Origin of the sequence: Natronoglycomyces albus, from assembly GCF_016925535.1 — a bacterium.
GTDB classification, from domain to species: domain Bacteria; phylum Actinomycetota; class Actinomycetes; order Mycobacteriales; family Micromonosporaceae; genus Natronoglycomyces; species Natronoglycomyces albus.
On sequence record NZ_CP070496.1, the window covers coordinates 2,973,364 to 2,993,892 of the forward strand.

20 protein-coding genes are annotated in these 20,529 nt (G+C 62.1%); 12 read left to right on the plus strand and 8 right to left on the minus strand.

What is annotated here, in order from left to right; genetic code table 11:
• Window positions 1–225 precede the first annotated feature (225 nt).
• From JQS30_RS12820 to JQS30_RS12840, 5 genes are all read left to right on the plus strand, one after another.
• Window positions 226–741: a DoxX family protein gene (locus JQS30_RS12820; RefSeq protein ID WP_213170642.1), complete on the plus strand. Its 516-nt coding sequence runs from the start codon at window positions 226–228 to the stop codon at window positions 739–741.
• 119 nt (window positions 742–860) lie between these two features.
• A complete protein-coding gene (locus tag JQS30_RS12825) occupies window positions 861–1,400 on the plus strand; it encodes a hypothetical protein (protein WP_213170643.1) in 540 nt (179 codons plus the stop codon).
• A 491-nt stretch (window positions 1,401–1,891) separates the two neighbouring features.
• Window positions 1,892–2,752 carry an endonuclease/exonuclease/phosphatase family protein gene (locus JQS30_RS12830; protein WP_213170644.1) on the plus strand — a complete coding sequence of 287 codons (861 nt, stop codon included), beginning with the start codon at window positions 1,892–1,894 and terminating at the stop codon, window positions 2,750–2,752.
• A gap of 308 nt (window positions 2,753–3,060) precedes the next feature.
• On the plus strand, window positions 3,061–3,333 hold the full coding sequence (locus JQS30_RS12835; protein ID WP_213170645.1) for a hypothetical protein: 273 nt from the start codon (window positions 3,061–3,063) through the stop codon (window positions 3,331–3,333).
• Between the two features lie 158 nt (window positions 3,334–3,491).
• Complete coding sequence (locus JQS30_RS12840) at window positions 3,492–4,955, plus strand: alpha/beta fold hydrolase (protein ID WP_213170646.1); 1,464 nt, start codon at window positions 3,492–3,494, stop codon at window positions 4,953–4,955.
• A gap of 124 nt (window positions 4,956–5,079) precedes the next feature.
• Here the strand turns inward: JQS30_RS12840 and JQS30_RS12845 are convergent, their stop codons facing one another.
• Window positions 5,080–5,706: an SRPBCC family protein gene (locus JQS30_RS12845; protein WP_213170647.1), complete on the minus strand. Its 627-nt coding sequence runs from the start codon at window positions 5,704–5,706 to the stop codon at window positions 5,080–5,082.
• Window positions 5,703–6,098: an ArsR/SmtB family transcription factor gene (locus tag JQS30_RS12850; protein ID WP_213170648.1), complete on the minus strand. Its 396-nt coding sequence runs from the start codon at window positions 6,096–6,098 to the stop codon at window positions 5,703–5,705. The genes JQS30_RS12845 and JQS30_RS12850 overlap by 4 nt, the downstream gene beginning before the upstream one ends.
• A 405-nt stretch (window positions 6,099–6,503) precedes the next feature.
• Here JQS30_RS12850 and JQS30_RS12855 point away from each other — a divergent pair, with 405 nt between their 5' ends.
• On the plus strand, window positions 6,504–7,499 hold the full coding sequence (locus JQS30_RS12855; RefSeq protein ID WP_213170649.1) for a hypothetical protein: 996 nt from the start codon (window positions 6,504–6,506) through the stop codon (window positions 7,497–7,499).
• A gap of 161 nt (window positions 7,500–7,660) precedes the next feature.
• Here JQS30_RS12855 and JQS30_RS12860 read toward each other — a convergent pair whose 3' ends face one another.
• From JQS30_RS12860 to tmk, 4 genes are read right to left on the minus strand one after another with little or no spacing between them, the layout of a single operon-like run.
• Window positions 7,661–8,542, minus strand: coding sequence for a hypothetical protein (locus tag JQS30_RS12860; protein ID WP_213170650.1), 882 nt, complete (start codon window positions 8,540–8,542; stop codon window positions 7,661–7,663).
• A gap of 36 nt (window positions 8,543–8,578) precedes the next feature.
• Window positions 8,579–9,085 (minus strand): methylated-DNA--[protein]-cysteine S-methyltransferase, encoded by a 507-nt coding sequence (locus JQS30_RS12865; RefSeq protein ID WP_281398364.1) that lies wholly within the window; start codon window positions 9,083–9,085, stop codon window positions 8,579–8,581.
• Between the two features lie 15 nt (window positions 9,086–9,100).
• A complete protein-coding gene (locus tag JQS30_RS12870; protein WP_213170651.1) occupies window positions 9,101–10,570 on the minus strand; it encodes a DNA-3-methyladenine glycosylase 2 family protein in 1,470 nt (489 codons plus the stop codon).
• Between the two features lie 55 nt (window positions 10,571–10,625).
• Window positions 10,626–11,318 (minus strand): dTMP kinase, encoded by a 693-nt coding sequence (tmk, locus tag JQS30_RS12875; RefSeq protein ID WP_213170652.1) that lies wholly within the window; start codon window positions 11,316–11,318, stop codon window positions 10,626–10,628.
• Between the two features lie 117 nt (window positions 11,319–11,435).
• Between tmk and JQS30_RS12880 the strand changes: the two genes are divergently transcribed.
• The 4 genes from JQS30_RS12880 (at window position 11,436) to JQS30_RS12895 (ending at window position 15,118) form a co-directional block, all read left to right on the plus strand.
• Window positions 11,436–12,146, plus strand: a complete 711-nt coding sequence (locus JQS30_RS12880; protein ID WP_213170653.1) for a DNA alkylation repair protein — start codon at window positions 11,436–11,438, stop codon at window positions 12,144–12,146.
• A 192-nt stretch (window positions 12,147–12,338) separates the two neighbouring features.
• Complete coding sequence (locus tag JQS30_RS12885; protein ID WP_213170654.1) at window positions 12,339–12,899, plus strand: NADPH-dependent FMN reductase; 561 nt, start codon at window positions 12,339–12,341, stop codon at window positions 12,897–12,899.
• Window positions 12,900–12,995: 96 nt separating this feature from the next.
• Complete coding sequence (locus tag JQS30_RS12890; protein ID WP_213170655.1) at window positions 12,996–14,189, plus strand: hypothetical protein; 1,194 nt, start codon at window positions 12,996–12,998, stop codon at window positions 14,187–14,189.
• A gap of 83 nt (window positions 14,190–14,272) precedes the next feature.
• Window positions 14,273–15,118, plus strand: coding sequence for an SDR family oxidoreductase (locus tag JQS30_RS12895; RefSeq protein WP_213170656.1), 846 nt, complete (start codon window positions 14,273–14,275; stop codon window positions 15,116–15,118).
• Window positions 15,119–15,182: 64 nt separating this feature from the next.
• On the opposite strand, the gene JQS30_RS12900 is transcribed toward JQS30_RS12895, so the two are convergent.
• Window positions 15,183–15,518, minus strand: a complete 336-nt coding sequence (locus tag JQS30_RS12900; RefSeq protein ID WP_213170657.1) for a plasmid stabilization protein — start codon at window positions 15,516–15,518, stop codon at window positions 15,183–15,185.
• A gap of 37 nt (window positions 15,519–15,555) precedes the next feature.
• Window positions 15,556–17,667 (minus strand): catalase, encoded by a 2,112-nt coding sequence (locus tag JQS30_RS12905; RefSeq protein WP_213170658.1) that lies wholly within the window; start codon window positions 17,665–17,667, stop codon window positions 15,556–15,558.
• Between the two features lie 271 nt (window positions 17,668–17,938).
• Here JQS30_RS12905 and JQS30_RS12910 point away from each other — a divergent pair, with 271 nt between their 5' ends.
• Window positions 17,939–19,798 (plus strand): transketolase, encoded by a 1,860-nt coding sequence (locus tag JQS30_RS12910; RefSeq protein ID WP_213170659.1) that lies wholly within the window; start codon window positions 17,939–17,941, stop codon window positions 19,796–19,798.
• 417 nt (window positions 19,799–20,215) lie between these two features.
• Entirely contained in the window at window positions 20,216–20,407 is a 192-nt protein-coding gene (locus JQS30_RS12915; RefSeq protein ID WP_213170660.1) for a hypothetical protein, read from the plus strand.
• Window positions 20,408–20,529 lie beyond the last annotated feature (122 nt).

Below are 20,529 nucleotides of genomic sequence, written 5' to 3' on the forward strand. Positions count from 1 at the left end.
CTAAGCCCCGGGCTTCCGGAGCGCCCCGGCCTCCTATCACGGCACCAACCTGGGGCTTCTCATATTTTGGTACCCGTGTTCGCGTGGGGGGCGAATTGTGTCGGTTCGCAGAGGTTTACTAGGTGGGGGTGGGCGTTCCTCCCGGTGGAATCTCTCCCACCAGCGCCTCACCTCGACTCGTCGCCTCGATTGCGTTCTGAGTCGTTCTCTTTCTTAGGAGTGGGTATGGGTTTGAAGTATCCGTTGCGGCCGTCGGGCTCCGGTTTGGCGCTGCATCTGCGAGCGTTCACGATTGTGATTGCCCGCCTAGCGGTTGGTCTGGTGTTTGTGGCGCACGGGTGGCAAAAATTTGTGGACGCCGGTATCGATCAGACTGCTGCGGGGTTTGACTCCATGGGAGTTCCGGCCCCACAGTTCTCCGCCTATGCGGTAGCGAGTATCGAGATGGTGGCGGGGGCTGCGCTCATTTTGGGAGTCTTGCTGCCTTTGGCGGGGATTCTGCTGGCTGGCGTCATGATTGGCGCTTTGGTGATGGTGCATTGGCCGACGTTCTATGTGGGCAACGGCGGCTATGAGTTCGTGTTGGTGTTGGCCGCGGCGAGTTTGATGATCGGATTCTCCGGCGGAGGTACCTGGTCAATTGACGGTGCCATCGCCTCATCGCGGGCGAAGCGGGAGGCTGCCGAAGCTTCTGATTCCGTAGTGGAGCCGTCGGCGGAGACGTCGGCCAGCCAGAACTAGGGTGATGCCGGTGGCCCTGGACGGTGTCACCGGCTACCTGGGTTCTGCCGTTGAGGCATGGGCTGAGGCCAAGGCGATACGCGATTATTCTTCAATGGGGTGCTTGATAGCGTGCGCAGGTGACTCGACGTATGCGCATTTTCATCGTCCCGCTGCTTGCCGTGGCCGCCTTGGTGGCCGGTTGCACCACTGAAGTGCGCGACAAGCACGATACGGCCGATGAGCTGGCGTTGAAGAGCCGCGATTTGTTGGAGGACTTCAACGCCAATGGCGTAGGGCAGCTAGAATTTTCCGCTTTTGTGGACAATCCTTGTCACGACGAGGAGCTGGAGCTGTATCAGCTCATCATGCAGTATTCCTTGGAGGTTGAGCCCGACGAGGCTCGCGCGGTGTTGCGGCGCATGCATCGGGTGTGGGTCGAGATTCTGGGCTACTCCGAGCTGGAGTCAGCAGGTGTGGTCCGTGGCACCTCTGGTCTTATGTTCACTCATGTGGCCCACGACGGGTTTCGCTATCGGGCCACGATGCAACCGGATCGCAGGTCGATCACGGTCAGCGTGGCCTCGGGTTGTTTTGAGAATCGGGACGACAACCCGTGGGTAGACCCGGTCGAGGTCGTTCCGACGACGCCTCCAGCCGCGCCGGATGCGGAAGGTTAAGGGCACCGGAGCGCATTCCTCTTGGCCGCATGTGGCCGCTCGGTGCCACACACCGCGCGGTCTGGCCGGGTTGGATGCGCGATGGGCCTGGAGTTGTTTCTTAGCCGATGGGCTGCGAGATGAATCGACCGACATTGCGGCGGCCTGGGTGAGGTCGAGGTGAGGCTTGAATCCGCGTTCAAAGAGTGAAAAATCTTCACCTAGGGACCCCTGATTTCATTTTCCCAAACTTCACAATTCGCCGTCAAGGTCAAGTCCTATGCCTGTGGATAACTATGGGACCTGGGCTGATGCCAACGCCATGGTGCTTGAGAACCACCCGCCTGCCGTTCCGCCAACGGAGGCCACGGCCCCAACACCGCCTTGCACTACGCCGACGGCACAGCTTTCACCATCGGCCACGACCGCAAACACCGAAACGATCGCGGCAACTGCGTGGACCAACACCACCAGTGCGCCTAGGCTGGCCGGTAAACCTGCGAGGGGATGCCATGTCGCGCCTGCGGATCATGACCTACAACATCCATCACGGAGCCGACCCGGCCAACCGCCTACACCTGGCCGCAGTCGGGTTCGCTATCCAACAGTGCCAACCAGACATCATCTGCCTCCAAGAAGTCGACCGCTTCTGGGGCCCACGATCGGACTATGCCGACCAAGCCACAGAACTGGCCACCCAGCTTGGCATGCACGTGCGCTACGGCCCCTCCCTTGACCACGATGGCCGTCAGTACGGCAACGCCATCCTCTCCCCCTTCGACATCAACAAAGCACACGTCGACCGCTTGCCGACCGAAGACAACCAAGAGCCCCGTACGGTTCTCTGGGCCCAAGTCCACACTCACTGCGGGCCCGTCACCGTCGCCACCACCCACTTCAGCGCTGGCCGCCGCTGGCGACAGATTCGCGCTCGGCAAGCGGCCGCTCTAGCTGACCTAGCCCAGAGGTGGCCAGAACCCATTGTCGTGGCTGGGGACTTCAACAGCGCATACCCGTCCGAGGAGTTGGAGGCTCTCACCGCGAAGCTGCGTTGGGCCCGACACCCGAGGCGCACCTGGCGCTCCCTGGGAAGCATCATTAAGCGCCCCTTTGGCGCCACCTACCCCAGCGCTTGGCCCTTCCTGCATCTGGATCGAGTGCTCACAAGCCCGCAGTTCGGCGTCCGGCGACTATCGGTGCCGTCCTTGCTGGCATCGGACCATCGACCTCTGGTCGTGGATCTGGCGACCACCTTAGGTTCTGCCCAAGGGCGGCAAACCAAGGCAGACGGCGGATCGTTGTCTCCGATCGCATCATCGTCACTGGCCAAACAATGCGGTGCCTCTGGGCCGGTGGGCTCCAAAACGCGCTGAGTCATTCTCCTGACAACCACCTAGACCCCGACAAAGGCGACAGATAGCGTTCACATCGAAAGACTGTTCTGACAGCAGAAAGCACAGGAGGTGATCGCGGGCCGCGAACCTGACGAGCCCACCAGCCTCATAGACGCCACACGTGCAGCCAAGAGCTGGAGACGTTGGCCCTAGCCCGCACAACTGATAGGGGTTAGGCGCGTCAACGACACACAGTGCTGACACGTCGCGCCATGAAACAGAACGTTCAATGCAAGAGACCCAGTCACTCCGCTGGGATTCCGCACGACCTATTAAGGGGGAGCCGGATGGAACAGACTGATTACGTGGCCCAGGTGGAGCACCTTGTGCACACGATTCAACCGCGCATCGGAGAGAACTTCACCGAGCTGTTCGCAGAGATGCTCTACAACGGTGAGCACCCCGTCGCCCTCCAAGCGCTAGCAGACTTGGCCATACAGCGACGCTTCCCCTTGTCTGGCCAACAAATTCAAGCCTTCGCCACGCTGGCCCATCATCCCCCACGCGACGAGTATCTCCTCTCCAAGATCGACGAATTCACCACCGCTGCGACTCCCTGAGCCGGGCCCAACCAGGCAGGGCGCCAGCACCCTTTCGCTCATGACATATGTCATCGACGCCGGTGCACTTCCCATCGCCAACGGTGACATTTGCCCCTGCTCGGCTTCGGTTGCCTCCCATAGGTTTGGGCGTCATACCCAACCATGGAGGAGAGCATATGAGAAGGGCAATAGCGGCGGTGGCGCTTTCAGCGGTCGCCGCCACGGCCACCGGATGCGCCGTGGACTCCACATCGGAGCCCGCGCCACCGGAGTCCTTGGAATGGCACGAATGCGCTGCGGAGCTGGGAGAAGCCGGGCTGTTGTGCGCATCGGTCACCGTCCCGCTCGACTGGAACGTGGCCGAAACGGGCACGCCGTGGAATGAACACCACGGGGAAACCATTGATCTAGCCCTTTCCAAACGCCCCGCCGACTCCGGTGACTCCGAGCGCTATGCGTTGCTCAACCCAGGTGGGCCCGGTGCGTCGGGGCTGAGCGTGCCAGCCAACGCCGAGGCCCTCTTGGGCACACAGGTGACCGAGCATTTCAACCTCGTGGGCTTCGACCCACGCGGGATCGGCTCCAGCGCGGGAATTTCGTGTCAGGTTTCCCTGGCCACCGTCATTCCAGGTGAGGCCAGCGAATTCGAAGAACTGATGTCTACCAAGCGCAGTGAAGCACAACAGTGCGAGGCCGACAACCCACAGTTGGGCTATGTGGACACCGCGAGCGCGGCCCGCGATATCGACGTCATCCGCCAGGCGCTTGGCACCGAAAAGATCAGTTGGTACGGATGGTCCTATGGCACCCAGTTGGGCGCGACCTTTGCCGAGCTCTTTCCCGACGCGGTGGAGTCGATGGTGCTAGACGCGATGTACGACCACTCACGACCGATGCCCGATCTCATCGACGAGCAGACCGCTGCCCGAGAAGCCGGTTTCGACAGTTTCGCTCAGTGGTGCGATGGTAGCCACGACTGTGCGGTGGCGGGCGATACTGCCGCGACTTGGGATGATGTGGTGGCCGCGGCGGATTCACGGCCATTGCCAGCCGAGGATGCTCAGCCAGGGTCACCTCACCATGTGAATTCGGCGGCGATAGCCGACGCCACGGCCGCGCTCCTGGCCAGCCCCACCGTCACCTGGCCCATGTTGGGCGAGGCCATCGCTTCGGCGTCCGAGGGCGACGGGTCGTTGTTCGCAAACATGTTGGCCGCCGACGATGCCGTCGCTTCGATGGTGGCGGTGCGGTGCCTGGATTGGCCCGTGGACGACCAGTTGAGCGACTTCGCCTCGATTGCCCAGCGTGCCGAGGCCGCCTCGGTGGAGTTTCCTCGGTTTGGCGCTCACGCCTACTGGTACTACGCCGGAGAATGTCTCCAGTGGCCGCACGCGGCCACTAACCCACCGGAGCCCTACGCCATAGATGAGGACGTCTCCATCCTCATCGTCGGCGGGCACGGTGACCCGGCCACCCCGTTCACCTGGGCTCAAACCGCAGCTGAGGCCATCGATGGAGCATCGTTGCTGACTTTCACCGGCGATGGGCATGGCGGTTCGGTCAATTCCGAATGCGTCAGGGAACAGACCGCGTCGTTCCTGCTCGGTAAAAGGGCGGACATTGCCACATCGTGTGCTTAAGAGATCGGGCACCCGCACCTCAATTAGCGCGCAGCTATCGCTGCGGATTCGAGGTAAACCTACGGCGGGGCAGCGATTCTGGCCTGGCATAGCCGGATGATTCGCTACCCCGCCGTCATGGGAGCTATTCCCGTTCCGAGCCTTCTTGGCCGCCGGTGTAGACATTGATCGTGCGGGCGGCCATCGCCTTGGCCTCGGCGATGTCCGCGCCACTGTCGATGTGGGCCTGAGTCCATTGTTGAGCGCTTTGCGACATGAACGAGACGGCCTCGTCACTTTCAAACCATTCGGGAGAACGACCGAACTCGGTACCGACCGTGTGCGCCGCAAGACTGCCCAGCGCCATATCCCAGCCAATTCCGGTGGCTGCCGGCCCGAACTCGGCCCAGTGCTCATCGTCGGGAACAAAGTGCTTCAGGGTCAACCGGGCGTGTTCTCCCTCAGATTCCAACAATGCTTCCAACTCGCTGTACTTGTCGTCGAATTCCCAAGAGACCAGGAGAGCGCGGGGAGGCTCGCAGGACTTGATGGTCCCGGAGGCGTTTCCCTCCAGCTGGTAATGACCACCGACGGAAAGGTCGCCAGTCACGGGCAGAAACCACCGAGGCAGGCGCTGTGGGTTTGTGCACGCATCCCATAGGTCTTCCAGATCGGTCTTGTAGACGTGGCTGAGCGAGACGATGAATCCACCCTTGGGGCCATCGTGAATATGCCTGGCCGAGTCGTTCAGGTATGACATGAGGTCGTTCATGATGTTCTGTGTCCTCTCTCGTGATGTGTGTCGTGATTGGCCACCGCGCCGTCGGCGGATTTACGCACCCGACGCTGTCGTTTTCCGCGAGCCACTTCGGTCTCCAAGGCCAGCAGGCGCGGCTCCCATTCGTCGCGGAAGCGCTCAAGCCAACGGTCGACTTCACGCAAAGGCTCTGCACACACCGAGTAAAGGCGACGTGTCCCATCGGGCCGTACTCGCGCGAGCCCCGATTCACGCAACACCTTGAGATGCTGCGAAACCGCTGGTTGCGAAATGGAGAACTCCGAGGCCACAGTCTTTGCCACCTCTCCGGCGCTGCGCGGCCCTGCGGCGAGCAGCTCGAGGATACGACGGCGAACAGGGTCGCCCAGTACGTCGAATACCTCCATGGCCACATCATATAAGCACTGACTTAAATAAGCAAGCATTTATATTTTGGTATCCGGGATTCGTGATTCGAGCAGAGAATTGGGCGAATATGGGTATTATTGCGCCTTTACGACATTATTCACCATTCACCGGTATGTCATGGGATGAATTTTCGGAATTTGCGCGGAAATGATTGACAATGCTCAAAAATCTAGATATTCAAGACTTTCGATCTATTTCTCAGTAGAGAGTATGTTGCGGCTCCTAACCTCCAGGGTGCCCGCAAAGACAGCGATTCGGGACAGGAACGACGGAATCAACATGCCGGGACTCGTCAGCCCCACGCTCATTTCGGGCCCACAACGCTGTCGCCCTCACCAGCGAGCCTGCTCCGGGCCCGCCTCCACAATTACAAGGAGATATCGATGCGTCGAAAGACCCTCCTCCAGGGCAGCGTCGTTACCGCAGCGGCGATCTTGGCCTTTTCCACCCTGCCCGCTCACGCGGAGCAACCAGAACAGCCCGATGTCAGTGACGACTACGCCGAAGAAATCGACTACGAGGCCCTCGCCGACGAGTTGCGGCTTGAGAACGCCTGGGTTGACCCCAAATCGACCCTCCAGTTCGGAGAACAGCCCCTTGCTTGGGCCACAACCGCCGCGCATAACGCGGCCGCCAACGCGAACTGCTCTGTCAGCAAAGACCACGCTCTGGCCATGTCCATCGCGATGACGTGGCCCGAGGTCTCGCCATCGGGCGCGGCGCCCTCCCCCATGACCCTCTCCCGCTACGACACCCAACCCACCCTCGGCGACCCCGAAAACCGCGCGCCCGGCCTGTGGTTCCACCCCGGCATCGGTGCCTGGCAGCTGGACTCGGCCGGACTGGGCCAGCCCTACACCGCCGATGAGGCTCAGGACGTCGAGAACGCCGCCAACGGTATGGCCCCGCACGTGGTGAATCGCTACTGCGCCCTGCGTAACAACGGTTCCTCGGCCGCCAACGCCCGCGCTGGGGCATGGCAGCCCTGGCATGCCTGTTCCAACGGAGCGTGCGAGGACATCTTCCACCGCATCCTCCATGAGGGCATCACCACGGTGCCGATTAGCCGCTGGGGCGGAGGCGAGATGCGCCGCTGTTGGATCTCAGGCGGAGCCACCGACTGCTTGTATGTGGACCCGGCCAACGCCGAGGGCTCCAGCTGGTGGGCGGCCCCCGGCGGGGGACAGTCTCCGATTTCGGCCCCGTTCTACGTATGGCGCGATGGCAACCACGAAGTGCGCTATTGGATGGACATCGACTCAGGAGCGGCGACAGATGTCATGGCTACCCGGCCCTTCAATGGCAACGCCCGCGACAGCCTGACCTGGACTAGCCACAGTGGCATGTGCGATATGACAGCGAGTCGCGGCGATTGCTAACGGCTGTTGCCCGCTGACCACACCGTACAAGGACAGGTGACGATTCCAGTTGGGGTACGCGGCGCTTGGGCCGCGTACCCCAACCTCGGTTAGTGCCCCTTAGCCAGTGCTCAGCAGCTTTGCCCAATCGCGGAGCGAAACGAAAGCTGCGCACGGGGTACTTAGTCGAGTGTCCCGTTAGCAATAATGTCCTGGGCCCGGTTGAGAATCTCTTTTGCTCGTTGGCCGTATGCAAAGACTTCCACTTCGTTCTCGGTGAGGATTTTTCCGGCTTCGGCCCAGAACGCCTGGGCCTGAATCGATTCGAGACCTGCCTCTTCGTGACAGGCGATGTCGACTTCGGCCAGCTCACGTTGAGCGGCTTCAAACTCGGCCACCGCGCTCGTCATGTCCTCACCGGATGAGGTGGGGCGGAGCCCGGCGTGATAGGCCGCATCGGCGGCGTAAATGTCGGCGTCTTCAGGAATTTCGAGCTCTGGGTACCCGGCCTGCTCCATGCAAGCGGCCCATTTGGCCCTGGCCGCCACCACCTCATCGGTGTCCTGCCAAGTGGTGGCCGCCGCCGCAGTAGCCACGGAGTACATGTGGAAAAACGAGCGCTGATCGTCCTCCAATAGCACCTGGTTGGCCTGGCCAATACACCCTGCGGTAGCCCACCGCACAGTGCGCCCATTCTCCAATTCGATGTCGTCGAACTCGTCATTGCCGTAGGCAGCGGCGTACATTCCATCGTGCTCAGCGGGAGTCAGCAGGTCGTTAGCGGTGGGGCCGCCTTCCCAGTACCGGTCAACGAGGATATAGTCCCGATCCCACACATCGCCACCAAAGAAGTCGACCTCGGCAGCGGGATAGCCCGCGTTCTCCAAACAAACTTCGGCGACTCGTTCTCTGGCGGCAAGAAACTCAAAGTGCAAAACTCGGTTCTCGGCCACGATCGCGGAAAAGCGGTCTGCGGTATCGGAAGTATCGGTCGCTTCGCTGCAGCTAGCAACTGAGGCAACGACGCCTAGGAGAGAAACAATTGCGATAGATCTCTTGAACATAAGGTCCTTGGTATCCAAAGAATATGAGGCTAGAGCTCAAAAAAGGGCCGGGGAGATGACCTGGCGCTCCAGTTCCAGCAGTGTTTGCTTGCGTTCGAGTCCTCCGCCGTAGCCGGTGAGGCTGCCGTTGGCTCCGATGACGCGGTGGCACGGGATGACGATGCTGATCGGATTGCGACCATTGGCAAGCCCGACGGCACGGGAAGCCTTGGGGTTTCCAAGCCGGGTGGCAAGCTGGCCATAACTCCAGGTGTGGCCGTAGGGGATCTTTTGCAGCTCGGCCCATACTCGCCGCTGGAAGTCGGTGCCGCGCAAAGAAAGCGTAAGCGAGAACTCTTGCAGCTGGCCGGCAAAGTAGGCCGTGAGTTGTTCCTTCACGGGGCCGAAGACGGATTCGGAGTGCGTGCCGAAGTCGGCATTTTCGGGGACGTGCCGGTGCTCTTCCATGTAGATCGCGGTGAGCGCGTCGCCTTCGGCGACGAGCTTTAGCGTTCCGATGGGACTGTCCATGAAGGTGTGTGCGAGTGATCCCGTGGTCGCCATCGCGGTGTCCTTTCCTCAGCCAACCGGCAGGCGGTTGATGTCGTGGTCGAGTGTGGCCCAGAGGTATTGCACGGCATAGGAGCGCCACGGACTCCATGCTTTTGAGTACGTCTTGAGCCGCCCGGGTGTCGCGGGCAAGCCGAGCTCCTTGGCCGCGTTGGCGATCCCCAGGTCGCCCGCGAGGAAGACATCGGGGTCGCCCAGGGCTCTCATAGCGATGCTGTCGACAGTCCACGGCCCAACCCCGGGCAGCGCCTGCAGAGTTACTTTCGCCCGTTGCAAGTCGGCTCCCTGATGCAGGCTCAGGCGTCCCTCGGCCACTTCGGTGGCGATGGTGCGGATAGTATCGCGCCGCCGCTGCGGCATCGCCAACACTGACAGGTCGGCTTCGGCCAGGGTCTGCGCGGTCGGGAATGTCCAACCCAAGCCGCCCTCGTTGTCCTCCACTGGTGTCCCGTGGGCTTCGACGAGGCGGCGCGCATGGGTGGCGGCGGCTTTGGTGGATACCTGTTGGCCGAGCACTATGCGCACGGCCAGCTCAAATCCGTCGACGCTGCGGGGCACTCGCCGCCCCGGGCTCTTGCGCACCAGGGCCGCCAGGTCCGCATCCTCACAGAGAGCCGCGTCGATGGCCTGTGGGTCGGCGTCGAGGTCGAGCAGCCAGCGGGCCCGGCTGATTCCGGCGGTGACATCGCGCAGGTCGGCCAGCCGCAAGCGGCAGTCGATGTGCTCGGGTTCTGGTCGCACCGACAGGATCGCGGGGCCGTGTGCGAGCGACATGGTGCGTCGCAGTGCGCCGTCGCGCCATTCCTCCACGCCGGGGATCGCGGTGGCGGCTAGGTGGCCGAAGAGGTTGTCCGGGCACAGCGGCTGGCGAAACGGTAGCCGGAACCGCAAGAGACCAGCGCTGGAAACCTGGCCGCTGAGGGAACGTTTCCGCAGTTCGGTGGGTGCGGTGGCGAAGACCTCGTGCACGGTGTCGTTGAAGCTGCGGATGCTGGCGAATCCGGCGGCAAAGGCGATTTCGCCCATCGGCAGGTTGGTGGTTTCGATCAGCAGCCGCGCGGTTTGGGCGCGTTGGGCCCGAGCCAAGGCCAGGGGGCCGGTGCCAAGTTCGGCCCGCAACTGGCGTTCGATCTGTCGGACTCCGTAGCCAAGTTGTCGGGCCAGGCCGGGTACGCCGTCGCGATCGACCACGCCGTCGGCGATGAGGCGCATGGCCCTGGCGACGAGGTCGGCTCGTTCGTTCCACTGTGGGGAACCGGGGCTGGCGTCGGGGCGGCAGCGTTTACAGGCTCGGTATCCGGCCTGCTGGGCCGAGGCGGCTGTGGGGTGAAACGAGATGTTTTGCGACTTTGGTGTCATGGCCGGGCACGAGGGGCGACAGTAGATGCCGGTGGAGGACACAGCGGTGAAGAACCACCCGTCGAAACGGGGGTCCTTGGTTTGGACCGCCCTCAGGCAGCGGTCAAAGTCGGTGTGCATCTCTTAAGCGTGACCGCCGGGGCCGACAATTGCTAGCGAAAAAACGACTTCGCGCTCAGAGCGCGTCGATGTGTTTGAGCAGCTGAGCTGTCACAACTTCGGGGTCGGCCGTGCCGTCGATTTCGGTGAGGGCGTCGCCCATCTGCTCATAGACGCCGACGATTGACTCGATACGGGAGCTCGACTTTTCCTCATGCTTGAGTTTCTCTCCGCGCGCGGCGAGGCGGCGCTTGAGTTCCTCAGTCGGCACCCGCAGGTAGAACGCGAGGTCAGGACGCGGAATACCGCCGTTGATCGCGGTCAAGAGGGCTGGGTCCACTCCCCGATGGATGAACACGCCAAAGGTGGCGTACACATAGCGGTCACAGATGACTGTTGCCCCACGTCGTAGGGCCGGGTCGATCATTTCCATGACGTGGCGCCGCCGGTCGGCGGCCGCGAGCAGGGCGAGGATGTGCGCGGTTTCGACCGCGCCTCCATCACTTTCGAACGCCTGCACTTCGCCGAGGCGGCGGTACCAGTCGGTCGGTTGCCGCGTGTCGAGGACTTCTTCGCCTCTGGCTCGTAGCCGCGCGGTGAGGTTGTCGATCTGGGTGGTCTTTCCACAACCGTCAAAGCCGACGATCGTGATCAGGCGTCCGGGGCCATTGTTCCCGGCGCGAAACACCTGGTCGACGGTGTCGCGGTCTATGGTGGGTGTCGAAGAGACCGCAGGCGCTGGTGGGGTGGGTTTGCTCGGGGTAGACATGCGCCTAAGGTAACTCAGCCTGGCTGTGAAGGCCTGCCGATGCGTTCGAGTACCTCCTTTGCGTCACACCTGGCACCTATTCTGTAGGCACGATTCGCTACTGGAAAGTTCATCACCATGTCAGATGCCGCAGCCGCTTTCCGAATGGACCTCGCCGCTCTCTCCACGGATGAGCAGGTGGAGGACGTCGCCCGTTTTTTCTATTCCGAGGATAATCCGTGGGGCGCGGATAATCAGATTCTCGGTGTCAGCATTGGCACCATCTTTCCTCTCGCGAAGCGGCATTCCTCGGCTATGTCCGTGGGTGACCTCGAGACGCTGTTGGAGGACCCTCACTATGAGGTCCGCATGGGGGCGGTGGCGATCATGGACTTTCAGGCCCGTCACAAGCGCACCCCCTCCTCTGTTCACGGTGAGCTATACGAGCTGTACTTGCGGCGACATGACCGCATCAACAACTGGGATCTGGTAGATCGTGCCGCTCGGCGGGTCATTGGGGAGCACCTGCTCGAAGGTCGGCGCGAGGTGCTCGACGCTCTGGCCACCTCGGATAATCCCTGGGAGCGACGCACCTCCATCGTTGCCACGTTCGCCTTCTTGCGCTTGGGGCAGGCCGAGGACACCTTCCGCATCTGCGCGGCCTTGCTGGCCGATTCGCATCCAATGGTGCAAAAGGCCATTGCCTCCTGGCTTCGCGAAGCTGGCAAGGTATCGCCCGAGGAATTCCGGTCTTTCCTCGATGACCACCACGCTTCGATGAACCGAGGCACGCTACGGCATGCCGTCTCTAAATTGACTCCGCAGCAGCGGCGGCGCTATCTGGGTTGAGGGCAATGGGTTTGGGGCAAATCTGGCGGGCGCCACCGATTTAGCGAAGGCCCTGTTGCCGACAACCGGTGGAATCATGCTGGCTGTTCTTGCACCGGGCTTAGCCTTCGGTGACACTGTGGAAACTGGCAGTGTGACTTAGGTGGTAGTCATCGGGCATTGTCATTGTCCACGTCGTTGAAGGAGAGAACCGTGAAACTTCACGTCATCATCGCCAGTACCCGCCCTGGACGAGTGGGAGATCAGGTTGGTGAATGGTTTGCCGCCCAGGCCCAAGCGCATGGGAGTTTCCATGTGCGCCTGGTTGATCTAGCAGAGGTGAATTTGCCTTTCCTGGATGAACCGGCGCATCCTTCGGCGCGAAAGTACACGCACGAGCACACGCGCGCATGGAGCGCAACGATCGATCAAGCCGACGCCTTCGTGTTCGTCACGCCCGAGTACAACAACGGAATGAACGCGCCGTTGAAGAACGCGCTGGACTTCCTGTACCACGAGTGGGCGTATAAGCCTGCGGGCTTCGTCAGCTATGGCGGGGCCTCGGCGGGGCTGCGGGCGGTGCAGATGGCTAAGCAGGTCGCGACCACCTTGCGTATGTATGTGGTCAGTTCCGGGGTGGCGATCTCCAAGCGGCAGCGATTCGAGGAGGGCCGGTTGCGTCCCGACTCGGGCATGGAGCGTGCCGCGAGCGGCATGCTCGATGAGCTGGCCAAGGTCGCGCCAGCGATGCGCAGCCTCCGCGAGGCCACCTAAGGAGATGTAAATTCCGCTCACATTGGACGATTTCTCCCCAATGGTGCCGTTCTAGACTGAATGGGTCCCGATTCTCTGCCAGCGAGGACGGCCCCCATGAAAACGCAGCACCATGACCGCATCGGGTGGACCCACTACATCCGCAAGATGGGTAGCCGCAGCTACCACGACCGCTACGACGTGATGCCGGACAACCATCGCGGTTGGACCAACCGCCCGCACCGGATGCAGACCTACGAATGGCCGCACCTGATCGAGGCGCATACGCTGGACCAAGTGCGCGACGGCGACAGCCCCCAGCTCACCGTGCCCGCGGAAATGGCAATGCTCGACATCCTCCTGACCGACAACGACAACATCGGCAATTCGTCGATATTGCTCCTAGACGGCAAACTCCTCTGCGCCGGAGACGGGCGCTACCAAATACCGCTAGCGCCCGGCCCGCACACGGTCGAGGCGCAAAATGTGCGCGCCGCCCAAGTGAGCATTGTCGCGCGAGCCGGGGAACGGATCTGCCTCACCACCGAACGCGGTATCGGCCTCATCGCTCAGGTAAAAGCCCCCTCAGAGTTCCTGCGACCGTTCCAACCTCCGTCGCGCCGCCGGTGGAGGTTGGGTGTCCTCGGATTGAGCACCGGCGCGTTCGGGGCTGCGGCGGCCGCTGGCGCGCCGGGCATCGGCGCACTCATCGGCGCAATGGTCCTGGTAGTCGGCCTGAGGCTCACCATGCGCACAAACCACCGAACGCTCCTCAAAGCAATCACACCATGGAACGTCGATCTGGGCCGCAGTGAACAGATCGACCTACCCGGTGCCGGGCAGGCGAGTCAAAAGACGTACCGGCCCGTGCCCAGACCCCGGAAGAAAACCACCGGGCTCCTGGTGGAGTACGACCTCAGGCTGCATCGAGTAGCGGCGAAAAAATCCCCTTGGGAATCCTCCACTCACACCGGCGACAGCCCCTCCCTCGTGCGCGCCTATGCCGCGCCGCCGAAAATCCGCATCGATGGCCACACGCTCCCCTCGACCTGGGGGGCATGGCTATATGAGCTCAAACCAGGGACCTATGAGGTCAACATTGGAGTCGACGCCGACACTCCCAACCAATTCGCCCAACGCAACACTGGACGCACCACCCAACACCGCACCGCCCAGGTCACCATTAGAGCGGGCAAGGTTACCAAGATTCGCGCCCGAGCCCACGTCTACCGAGTATGGCGTCCCGAAAACGACCAGGTCGAATCCTTCACTCCTCGACTAGACCTCAGGCTGTCGGTCCAACGATCGTGAAAACGCCGTTTGACAACACCGCTAATGGGTACCCGACGTAGGAGCAACGGCTCACCAACCAACGACGGGAAACGGTAGCAACGATGACTCAACCAGCCCAGCAACAAGACCCTCCCGGCACGACCGCGAAAATGCGGCCGCAGCCACGCGACGCAATGGCCGACTATGACGGACGTGGGCTCCTGAGCGGAAAGCGAGCGCTCATCACCGGTGGAGACTCCGGAATCGGCAAAGCCGTGGCCATCGCCTTTGCCAAAGAAGGCGCCGACGTGGCCATCGCCTACTTGGAAGAACACACCGACGCCAAAACCACCGCAGAGCTCGTAGGCAAAGCCGGCCGCACCTGCGTTCTCCTTCCGGGCGACCTAGGCGACCGAGAACAGTGCGCCTCAGTCGTCGAAAAAACGGTCAGCGAGCTAGGAGGGCTGGACATTCTGGTCAACAACCTCGCCACCCAGGCCCCTGTCGATACCCCCGAAGAAATCAGCGACGAGATGTGGCTGCACACGTTCAATATCAACATGCACAGCTACTTCCGCGTCACCGCCGCCGCGCTGCCGCATCTGGGCGAGGGCGACGCCATCATCAACACCAGCTCCGTCAACGGGCTGCGGGGAAATAAGGTCCTCATCGACTATTCGGCGACCAAGGGCGCGATCATCGCGTGGACACATTCGATGGCCCAGGCGCTGGCCGACCGAGGCATTCGCGTCAATTGCGTCGCGCCCGGACCTGTGTGGACTCCACTCATTCCCTCCACGTTGGAAGCAGAACACGTCGAAAAGTTCGGCCAAAATGTGCCATTGGGGCGCCCGGCCGAGCCCGATGAGCTGGCCCCATCGTATGTATTCTTCGCCTCCAACCAGCTGTCCTCCTACTACACCGGGGAAGTGCTGGCCGCGCTCGGCGGCGAGACCCTACCCGGATGAGAACTGGCAGCTACCGGATCCGAACCGGTGGGGGCGGGGCTCACCCCGCCCCACCGCTCTCGCGCTAAGCGTTCTTCAGCGCTCGCTCCAACTGTGCCTTCGTCATCGTGGATATACCTTGAATCCCGGCCCGGCGCGCATCCTCATACAGCTGCCGCTTGGTCGGTCCACGCTCCTTCGACGAACGCGACGACCGCAAGCCTCCCCGTCGATAGGACGAGATGTCGTCGGTGGACACCCGACTGTGCTGCTCGGCATGCCCAGAACGGGCCCGTTCCTTGTTCACCGTCCGCGCGGCCACTTCCTTGGCCCGCTGAGCGCTGCTCCCCCGTTCTTTCGCCTGCGACTTGATGTGTTCGTATTGTCGTTCCTGCTTCTTCGTCCATGCCTGTTGCGGCATCGGGGTTCACCTTCTCTCTTCATGACACCGGTCCACCTCAGGCGGCAATGTGCCCCGTATCCCGATCCCACGAACGGTGCTTGGCAACCTGTTGGGCGAAGCGGTCCACAAATTCGTCCGGGAGCTCATTGCCCATCGCCGTTGTGGTGACTACTCCGCGATCAAGCGCGACCGCCCCCGAATCGGCCAGCTGACCGAACACCTCACAAACCCGCAGCAGGTCAATCCCCTTCCCAAACGCCGCGACTGGCTTGCCGTGCTTAAACGCCTCACTGACGAAATGCCGGGCGTGCCCGTTTGACTTCAACGCCGCGACGCTATCGGGTCCACAGGGGACCACCACCGCGTCATAGAGGACCGAGGCGACCGTTGACATGGCCCGATCAGCCTTAACCTCCACGCCATCGGCCGAGCGAATCCCCCCATCTGCGAGCCCGAGTACCTCCACCGACGCACCGCGCTGCGACAAGTCGCGCCTCAACTTGGTCACTCCACCCCCATCGACCCCATCGGCCGCCAAGATCGCGACCTGCCGGGTGTCGATACGTTCCACCGGTTCACGCAGTTGGGAGAGAGCCGGTGAACTCTGGCCGTGGTTGGGGCGAGTCTCCTGACTGGGAGGCACCACCCCGATCCCAGCGGCGACCTCGCGCGCCAAAGAGTGGTCAACGTTGTTGATTTGCTCAACAGCGCGCTGGCGAATATCCATGTCGCCGACCTTGCCCAACTCAAAACGGAACGCATCCACAATGTGGGCCTTTTCCGGGTCAGTCATCGAATTCCAAAACAGAGTCGCCTGACTGTAGTGATCCTGAAAGCTCTCACTGCGCTGGCGAATCTTGTGGCCCTCGATCTTCTCGGTGTAATGCTTGAAGACCTCGCTATCGGCTATCGCCGGGCAGCCACCGCCGACGGTGCTTTCGGAGTAAGCCGCGCGATTGCGGTGGATGCGCTGCTGGCCGTAGCCGTCGCGCTGGTTGTTGTGCACTGGCGCGACCGGCCGATTGACCGGGATCTGCGCGAAATTGGGGCCACCCAGACGGATCAACTGGGTATCGAGGTAGGAGAAGTTCCGCGCCTGCAACAGCGGGTCGTTGGTGAAGTCGATGCCCGGCACCACGTTCGCGGTGTGAAAAGCGACCTGTTCGGTCTCGGCAAAGAAATTCTCCGGGTTGCGGTTGAGGACCATCCGCCCGACCGGCCGTACCGGCACCACTTCCTCGGGAATGACCTTGGTGGCGTCGAGAAGGTCGAATTCGAACTCAAACTCCTCGTTCTCACTGACCAGCTGTACGCCCAGTTCCCATTCCGGCCCATTGCCCGCCGCGATCGCCTCCCACAGGTCCCGGCGATTGAAATCGGCATCGGCACCGGCGATCTTCTGCGCCTCATCCCACACCAACGAATGCGTGCCTAGCAGTGGCGTCCAATGAAACTTGACGAATGTGCCCCGACCTTCGGCGTTGACTAGGCGGAAGGTGTGTACTCCGAAACCTTGCATCATGCGGTAGCTGCGCGGGATCGCCCGGTCAGACATCAGCCACATAATCGCGTGCAGCGTCTCCGGTTGCAACGACACGAAGTCCCACAACGTGTCATGCGCTGAGGCCGCCTGCGGGATCTCGTTGTGCGGTTCAGGCTTCACCGCGTGAACGAAGTCGGGAAACTTGATGCCGTCTTGGATGAAAAAGACCGGGAAGTTGTTGCCCACCAGGTCATAGTTGCCCTGCTCGGTATAGAACTTCGTGGCGAAACCCCGAACGTCGCGCACCGTATCGGCCGACCCGCGCGAACCGGCGACCGTGGAAAAACGCACGAATACCGGCGTTTTCACGCTCGGATCGGTCAGAAACGGCGCGACCGTGTAATCGGACAAGCTCGCATCGTATGCCTGAAACGTCCCGTACGCCCCCGCACCCCGCGCATGCACGACCCGCTCGGGTATCCGCTCGTGATCGAAGTGGGTGAGTTTTTCGCGGAAGTGAAAGTCATCCATCAGGGTCGGCCCACGGCCGCCCGCGCTCAATGAGTCATCAGTGTGATCGACTTTGATGCCCTGCTGGGTGGTCAGGTGCGCGTCGGTGTCGTCGACCCGCGAGTGTTCAAGTTGGGAATCTTTAGCGTCGTGCGGCTCTGCCCTGTCACTCATACGTCCCCTCCTTCGCCATTGACCATGGGGATACCCAGCCGCAGGAGGGCTAAACCCGCCCGTGGTGAAAATTCACCGATATCCACACAGCCCCAGGAGGTTTAGAACCGGCCAAAACGGGAACTCCTAAGAAAAGAGGCGCGCACGGTTGTATCCGTCGCCAGCGAAGGCTCGGTGCACCCAGGTGAACTAACCACCGATCTGGCCACCTCGGATCCGCAAGCGCGCCGCGAGCACACAACCGGCATAGCCAGTGCAATAAGGAGAAACCGTGACCGACACCGACTTGCGACCATTCGACACCACTTTTGTCACCGACCTGGCCCGGCAACTGCGGGTTGACTCAGTCCGCTGCACCTCCGAAGCCGCCTCGGGTCACGCATCATCGGCGCTCTCCGCCGCCGACCTAGCGGCAGTCCTGCTCTCGCAGCACCTACGTTATGACTTCGACGCCCCCGAACTTCCCGGCAACGACCGACTTGTTTTCTCAAAGGGCCACGCCTCGCCCCTGTATTACGCGATGTTGCGCGCCGTTGGAGTCATCAGCGACGAAGAATTGCTTACGTATCGTCAAGCGGGCAGCCGACTCGAAGGCCACCCCACCCCGCGCCTGCCATGGGTCGACGTCGCCACCGGCTCCCTCGGCCAAGGACTTCCCATCGGCGTGGGGATGGCAATCGCGAACAACCGCCTTAACGACCTGCAAGGACGCACCTGGGTGCTGTGCGGCGACGGCGAAATGGCCGAAGGCTCCATGTGGGAGGCGTTCGCGCACGCCCAGCAAGAAGGCCTCGACCGGCTCACCGCGATTGTTGACGTCAACCGCCTCGGACAACGCGGCCCCACCCGTTACGGCTGGGACACCAGCGTCTACCAGAAGCGACTCGAAGCCTTTGGCTGGCACGTCGTCGTCGTGGACGGCCACGACCTCAACCAGATCAACGACGCGTTCGAAGAGGTGAAACAGGTCTCTGACCGCCCTAGCGCGATCTTGGCGCGAACAGTCAAGGGCAAGGGAGTGGCCGCGATCGAGGATCAATCCGACGCGCACGGCACTCCCGTGCCCGACTTCGATTCAGCGGTCTCGGAACTGGGGGGCCAGACCGACGTACAGGTGACTGTGGCTGTGCCAGATGTCCCTGGCACAAGGCCGCAACGGAGTTCGGCTCAGGTGGAATTGCCTACCTTTGAGGTGGGCGCTGAGGCGGCCACACGCGACGCTTTCGGCGAAGCGCTCAAGGCCCTCGGCGCGGCCCGCAGCGACGTGGTGGTCTTGGACGCGGAGGTCAGCGACTCGACGCGCAGCCGTTTCTTCGCCGAAGCCTATCCAGACCGGTTCGTCCAGTGTTACCTGGCTGAACAACAAATGATCGCCGCCGCCGTTGGGATGGCAAAACTGGGCTGGACACCCTACGCGGCTACATTCGCCGCGTTCCTCACCCGCGCGCACGATTTCATCCGAATGGCCGCCGTCAGCGACGCCGATTTGCGTCTCGTTGGCTCCCACGCCGGAGTTGCCATAGGTCAGGACGGACCCTCACAAATGGGGTTGGAAGACCTCGCCATGATGCGCGCGACCTGCGGCAGCACCGTTTTGTATCCGTGCGACGCCAACCAGGCTGCCGCGCTAGTGGCCTCGATGGCCGATGTTTCCGGCATCAGCTACCTGCGCGCCAATCGCAACAAGGCTCCGGTGATTTATGAACCTGGCGAGGAATTCCCCATCGGCGGCAGCCGGGTGCTACGGGAATCAGACAACGACCAAGTCACGTTGGTCGGCGCGGGCATCACGGTGCACGAAGCGCTCGAAGCCGCACGTACGTTGGCCGATAAGCACGGCATCAACGCACGGGTGATCGACATGTACTCGGTGAAACCGGCCGACGTTGACACGCTACGCAAAGCAGGCCTCGACACCGGCCTCATCATCACCGTTGAGGACCACTGGCCGCATGGAGGCCTGGGAGACGCTGTGCTCGACGCGGTCGCTCCGCTGGAACGCCCCTCGAAGGTCGCCAAACTGGCGGTACGTCATATGCCAGCCTCAGGCACTCCAGCCGAACAGCTACGCAAAGCCGGAATCGACGCAGAGTGCATCGTGGCCGCGGCTCGCACCATGCTGGTGGGTTGACTTCTGACTGAGGGGAATCCGGCAAGAATCAATTCGGACTTTCGAATGAACGGGACTGACTCTTGTCGTTGAACTCAGCTGAAGCCGCTATCGACCACCGTACGTCCGCGAGGGCTTCACCGTCACAAGCCAGCCTCATGGACACCTTGCGCTACTGCGGGGAGAGTCCTTTTGCCAACCATCGCCTGCGGCAGCATCAAACGCGGACCCGCGATGATGGCCGTGGCCAAACAGGTGGGCTGGACCGCTCAGCTCAGTACAAGAGGCCAACCGCGTCCACAACGAAACCCTAAGCCCCTCTCGCCTGCCAGCCGTGACAAGCGAGGGGCCGTGGGGAAATCCCAGCCACACAGCGCATTGATGCCACAGGGCGAGGATCGCACCAAGTATCGCTATCGAAAAGGAAGGACCACCACCATGCGCAACCCCATCCAACGCTTCATCGGCATGTGCCGCCGAATATTGGCCCATTGGCAAGTTCCACCGGAACCGCCGCCGCACGTTGGCCGGATCTCCTCAGGCGAGCCCGCTTCCGAGGAGGCGGAACCCCAACAAGAGCAACCCGAACCTGAGGAAAAGAGCGGGGAAGATTCCCCGCCTCGCCAATGAAGCGGCCGTCGGGATCATGCTGGGGCGTGGCAACCCGCAAACCAAGAGTTGACCGAAGCCACCAAACAAGACCGCAAGTGGCGACTCATCGCAGCGCACCAACCCACCGATTTGCAGGTCAA

Excerpts from the sequence above, each read along its gene's own strand:
- JQS30_RS12835 (WP_213170645.1), top strand. The coding sequence starts at position 3,061 with ATGGAACAGACTGATTACGTGGCCCAGGTGGAGCACCTTGTGCACACG.
- JQS30_RS12850 (WP_213170648.1), bottom strand. The coding sequence starts at position 6,098 with ATGGAGGTATTCGACGTACTGGGCGACCCTGTTCGCCGTCGTATCCTC.
- JQS30_RS12860 (WP_213170650.1), bottom strand. The coding sequence starts at position 8,542 with ATGTTCAAGAGATCTATCGCAATTGTTTCTCTCCTAGGCGTCGTTGCC.
- JQS30_RS12845 (WP_213170647.1), bottom strand. The coding sequence starts at position 5,706 with ATGAACGACCTCATGTCATACCTGAACGACTCGGCCAGGCATATTCAC.
- JQS30_RS12905 (WP_213170658.1), bottom strand. The coding sequence starts at position 17,667 with ATGAGTGACAGGGCAGAGCCGCACGACGCTAAAGATTCCCAACTTGAA.
- JQS30_RS12870 (WP_213170651.1), bottom strand. The coding sequence starts at position 10,570 with ATGCACACCGACTTTGACCGCTGCCTGAGGGCGGTCCAAACCAAGGAC.
- JQS30_RS12830 (WP_213170644.1), top strand. The coding sequence starts at position 1,892 with ATGTCGCGCCTGCGGATCATGACCTACAACATCCATCACGGAGCCGAC.
- tmk (WP_213170652.1), bottom strand. The coding sequence starts at position 11,318 with ATGTCTACCCCGAGCAAACCCACCCCACCAGCGCCTGCGGTCTCTTCG.
- JQS30_RS12900 (WP_213170657.1), bottom strand. The coding sequence starts at position 15,518 with ATGCCGCAACAGGCATGGACGAAGAAGCAGGAACGACAATACGAACAC.
- JQS30_RS12915 (WP_213170660.1), top strand. The coding sequence starts at position 20,216 with ATGCGCAACCCCATCCAACGCTTCATCGGCATGTGCCGCCGAATATTG.
- JQS30_RS12855 (WP_213170649.1), top strand. The coding sequence starts at position 6,504 with ATGCGTCGAAAGACCCTCCTCCAGGGCAGCGTCGTTACCGCAGCGGCG.
- JQS30_RS12865 (WP_281398364.1), bottom strand. The coding sequence starts at position 9,085 with ATGGCGACCACGGGATCACTCGCACACACCTTCATGGACAGTCCCATC.
- JQS30_RS12880 (WP_213170653.1), top strand. The coding sequence starts at position 11,436 with ATGTCAGATGCCGCAGCCGCTTTCCGAATGGACCTCGCCGCTCTCTCC.
- JQS30_RS12895 (WP_213170656.1), top strand. The coding sequence starts at position 14,273 with ATGACTCAACCAGCCCAGCAACAAGACCCTCCCGGCACGACCGCGAAA.
- JQS30_RS12820 (WP_213170642.1), top strand. The coding sequence starts at position 226 with ATGGGTTTGAAGTATCCGTTGCGGCCGTCGGGCTCCGGTTTGGCGCTG.
- JQS30_RS12890 (WP_213170655.1), top strand. The coding sequence starts at position 12,996 with ATGAAAACGCAGCACCATGACCGCATCGGGTGGACCCACTACATCCGC.
- JQS30_RS12840 (WP_213170646.1), top strand. The coding sequence starts at position 3,492 with ATGAGAAGGGCAATAGCGGCGGTGGCGCTTTCAGCGGTCGCCGCCACG.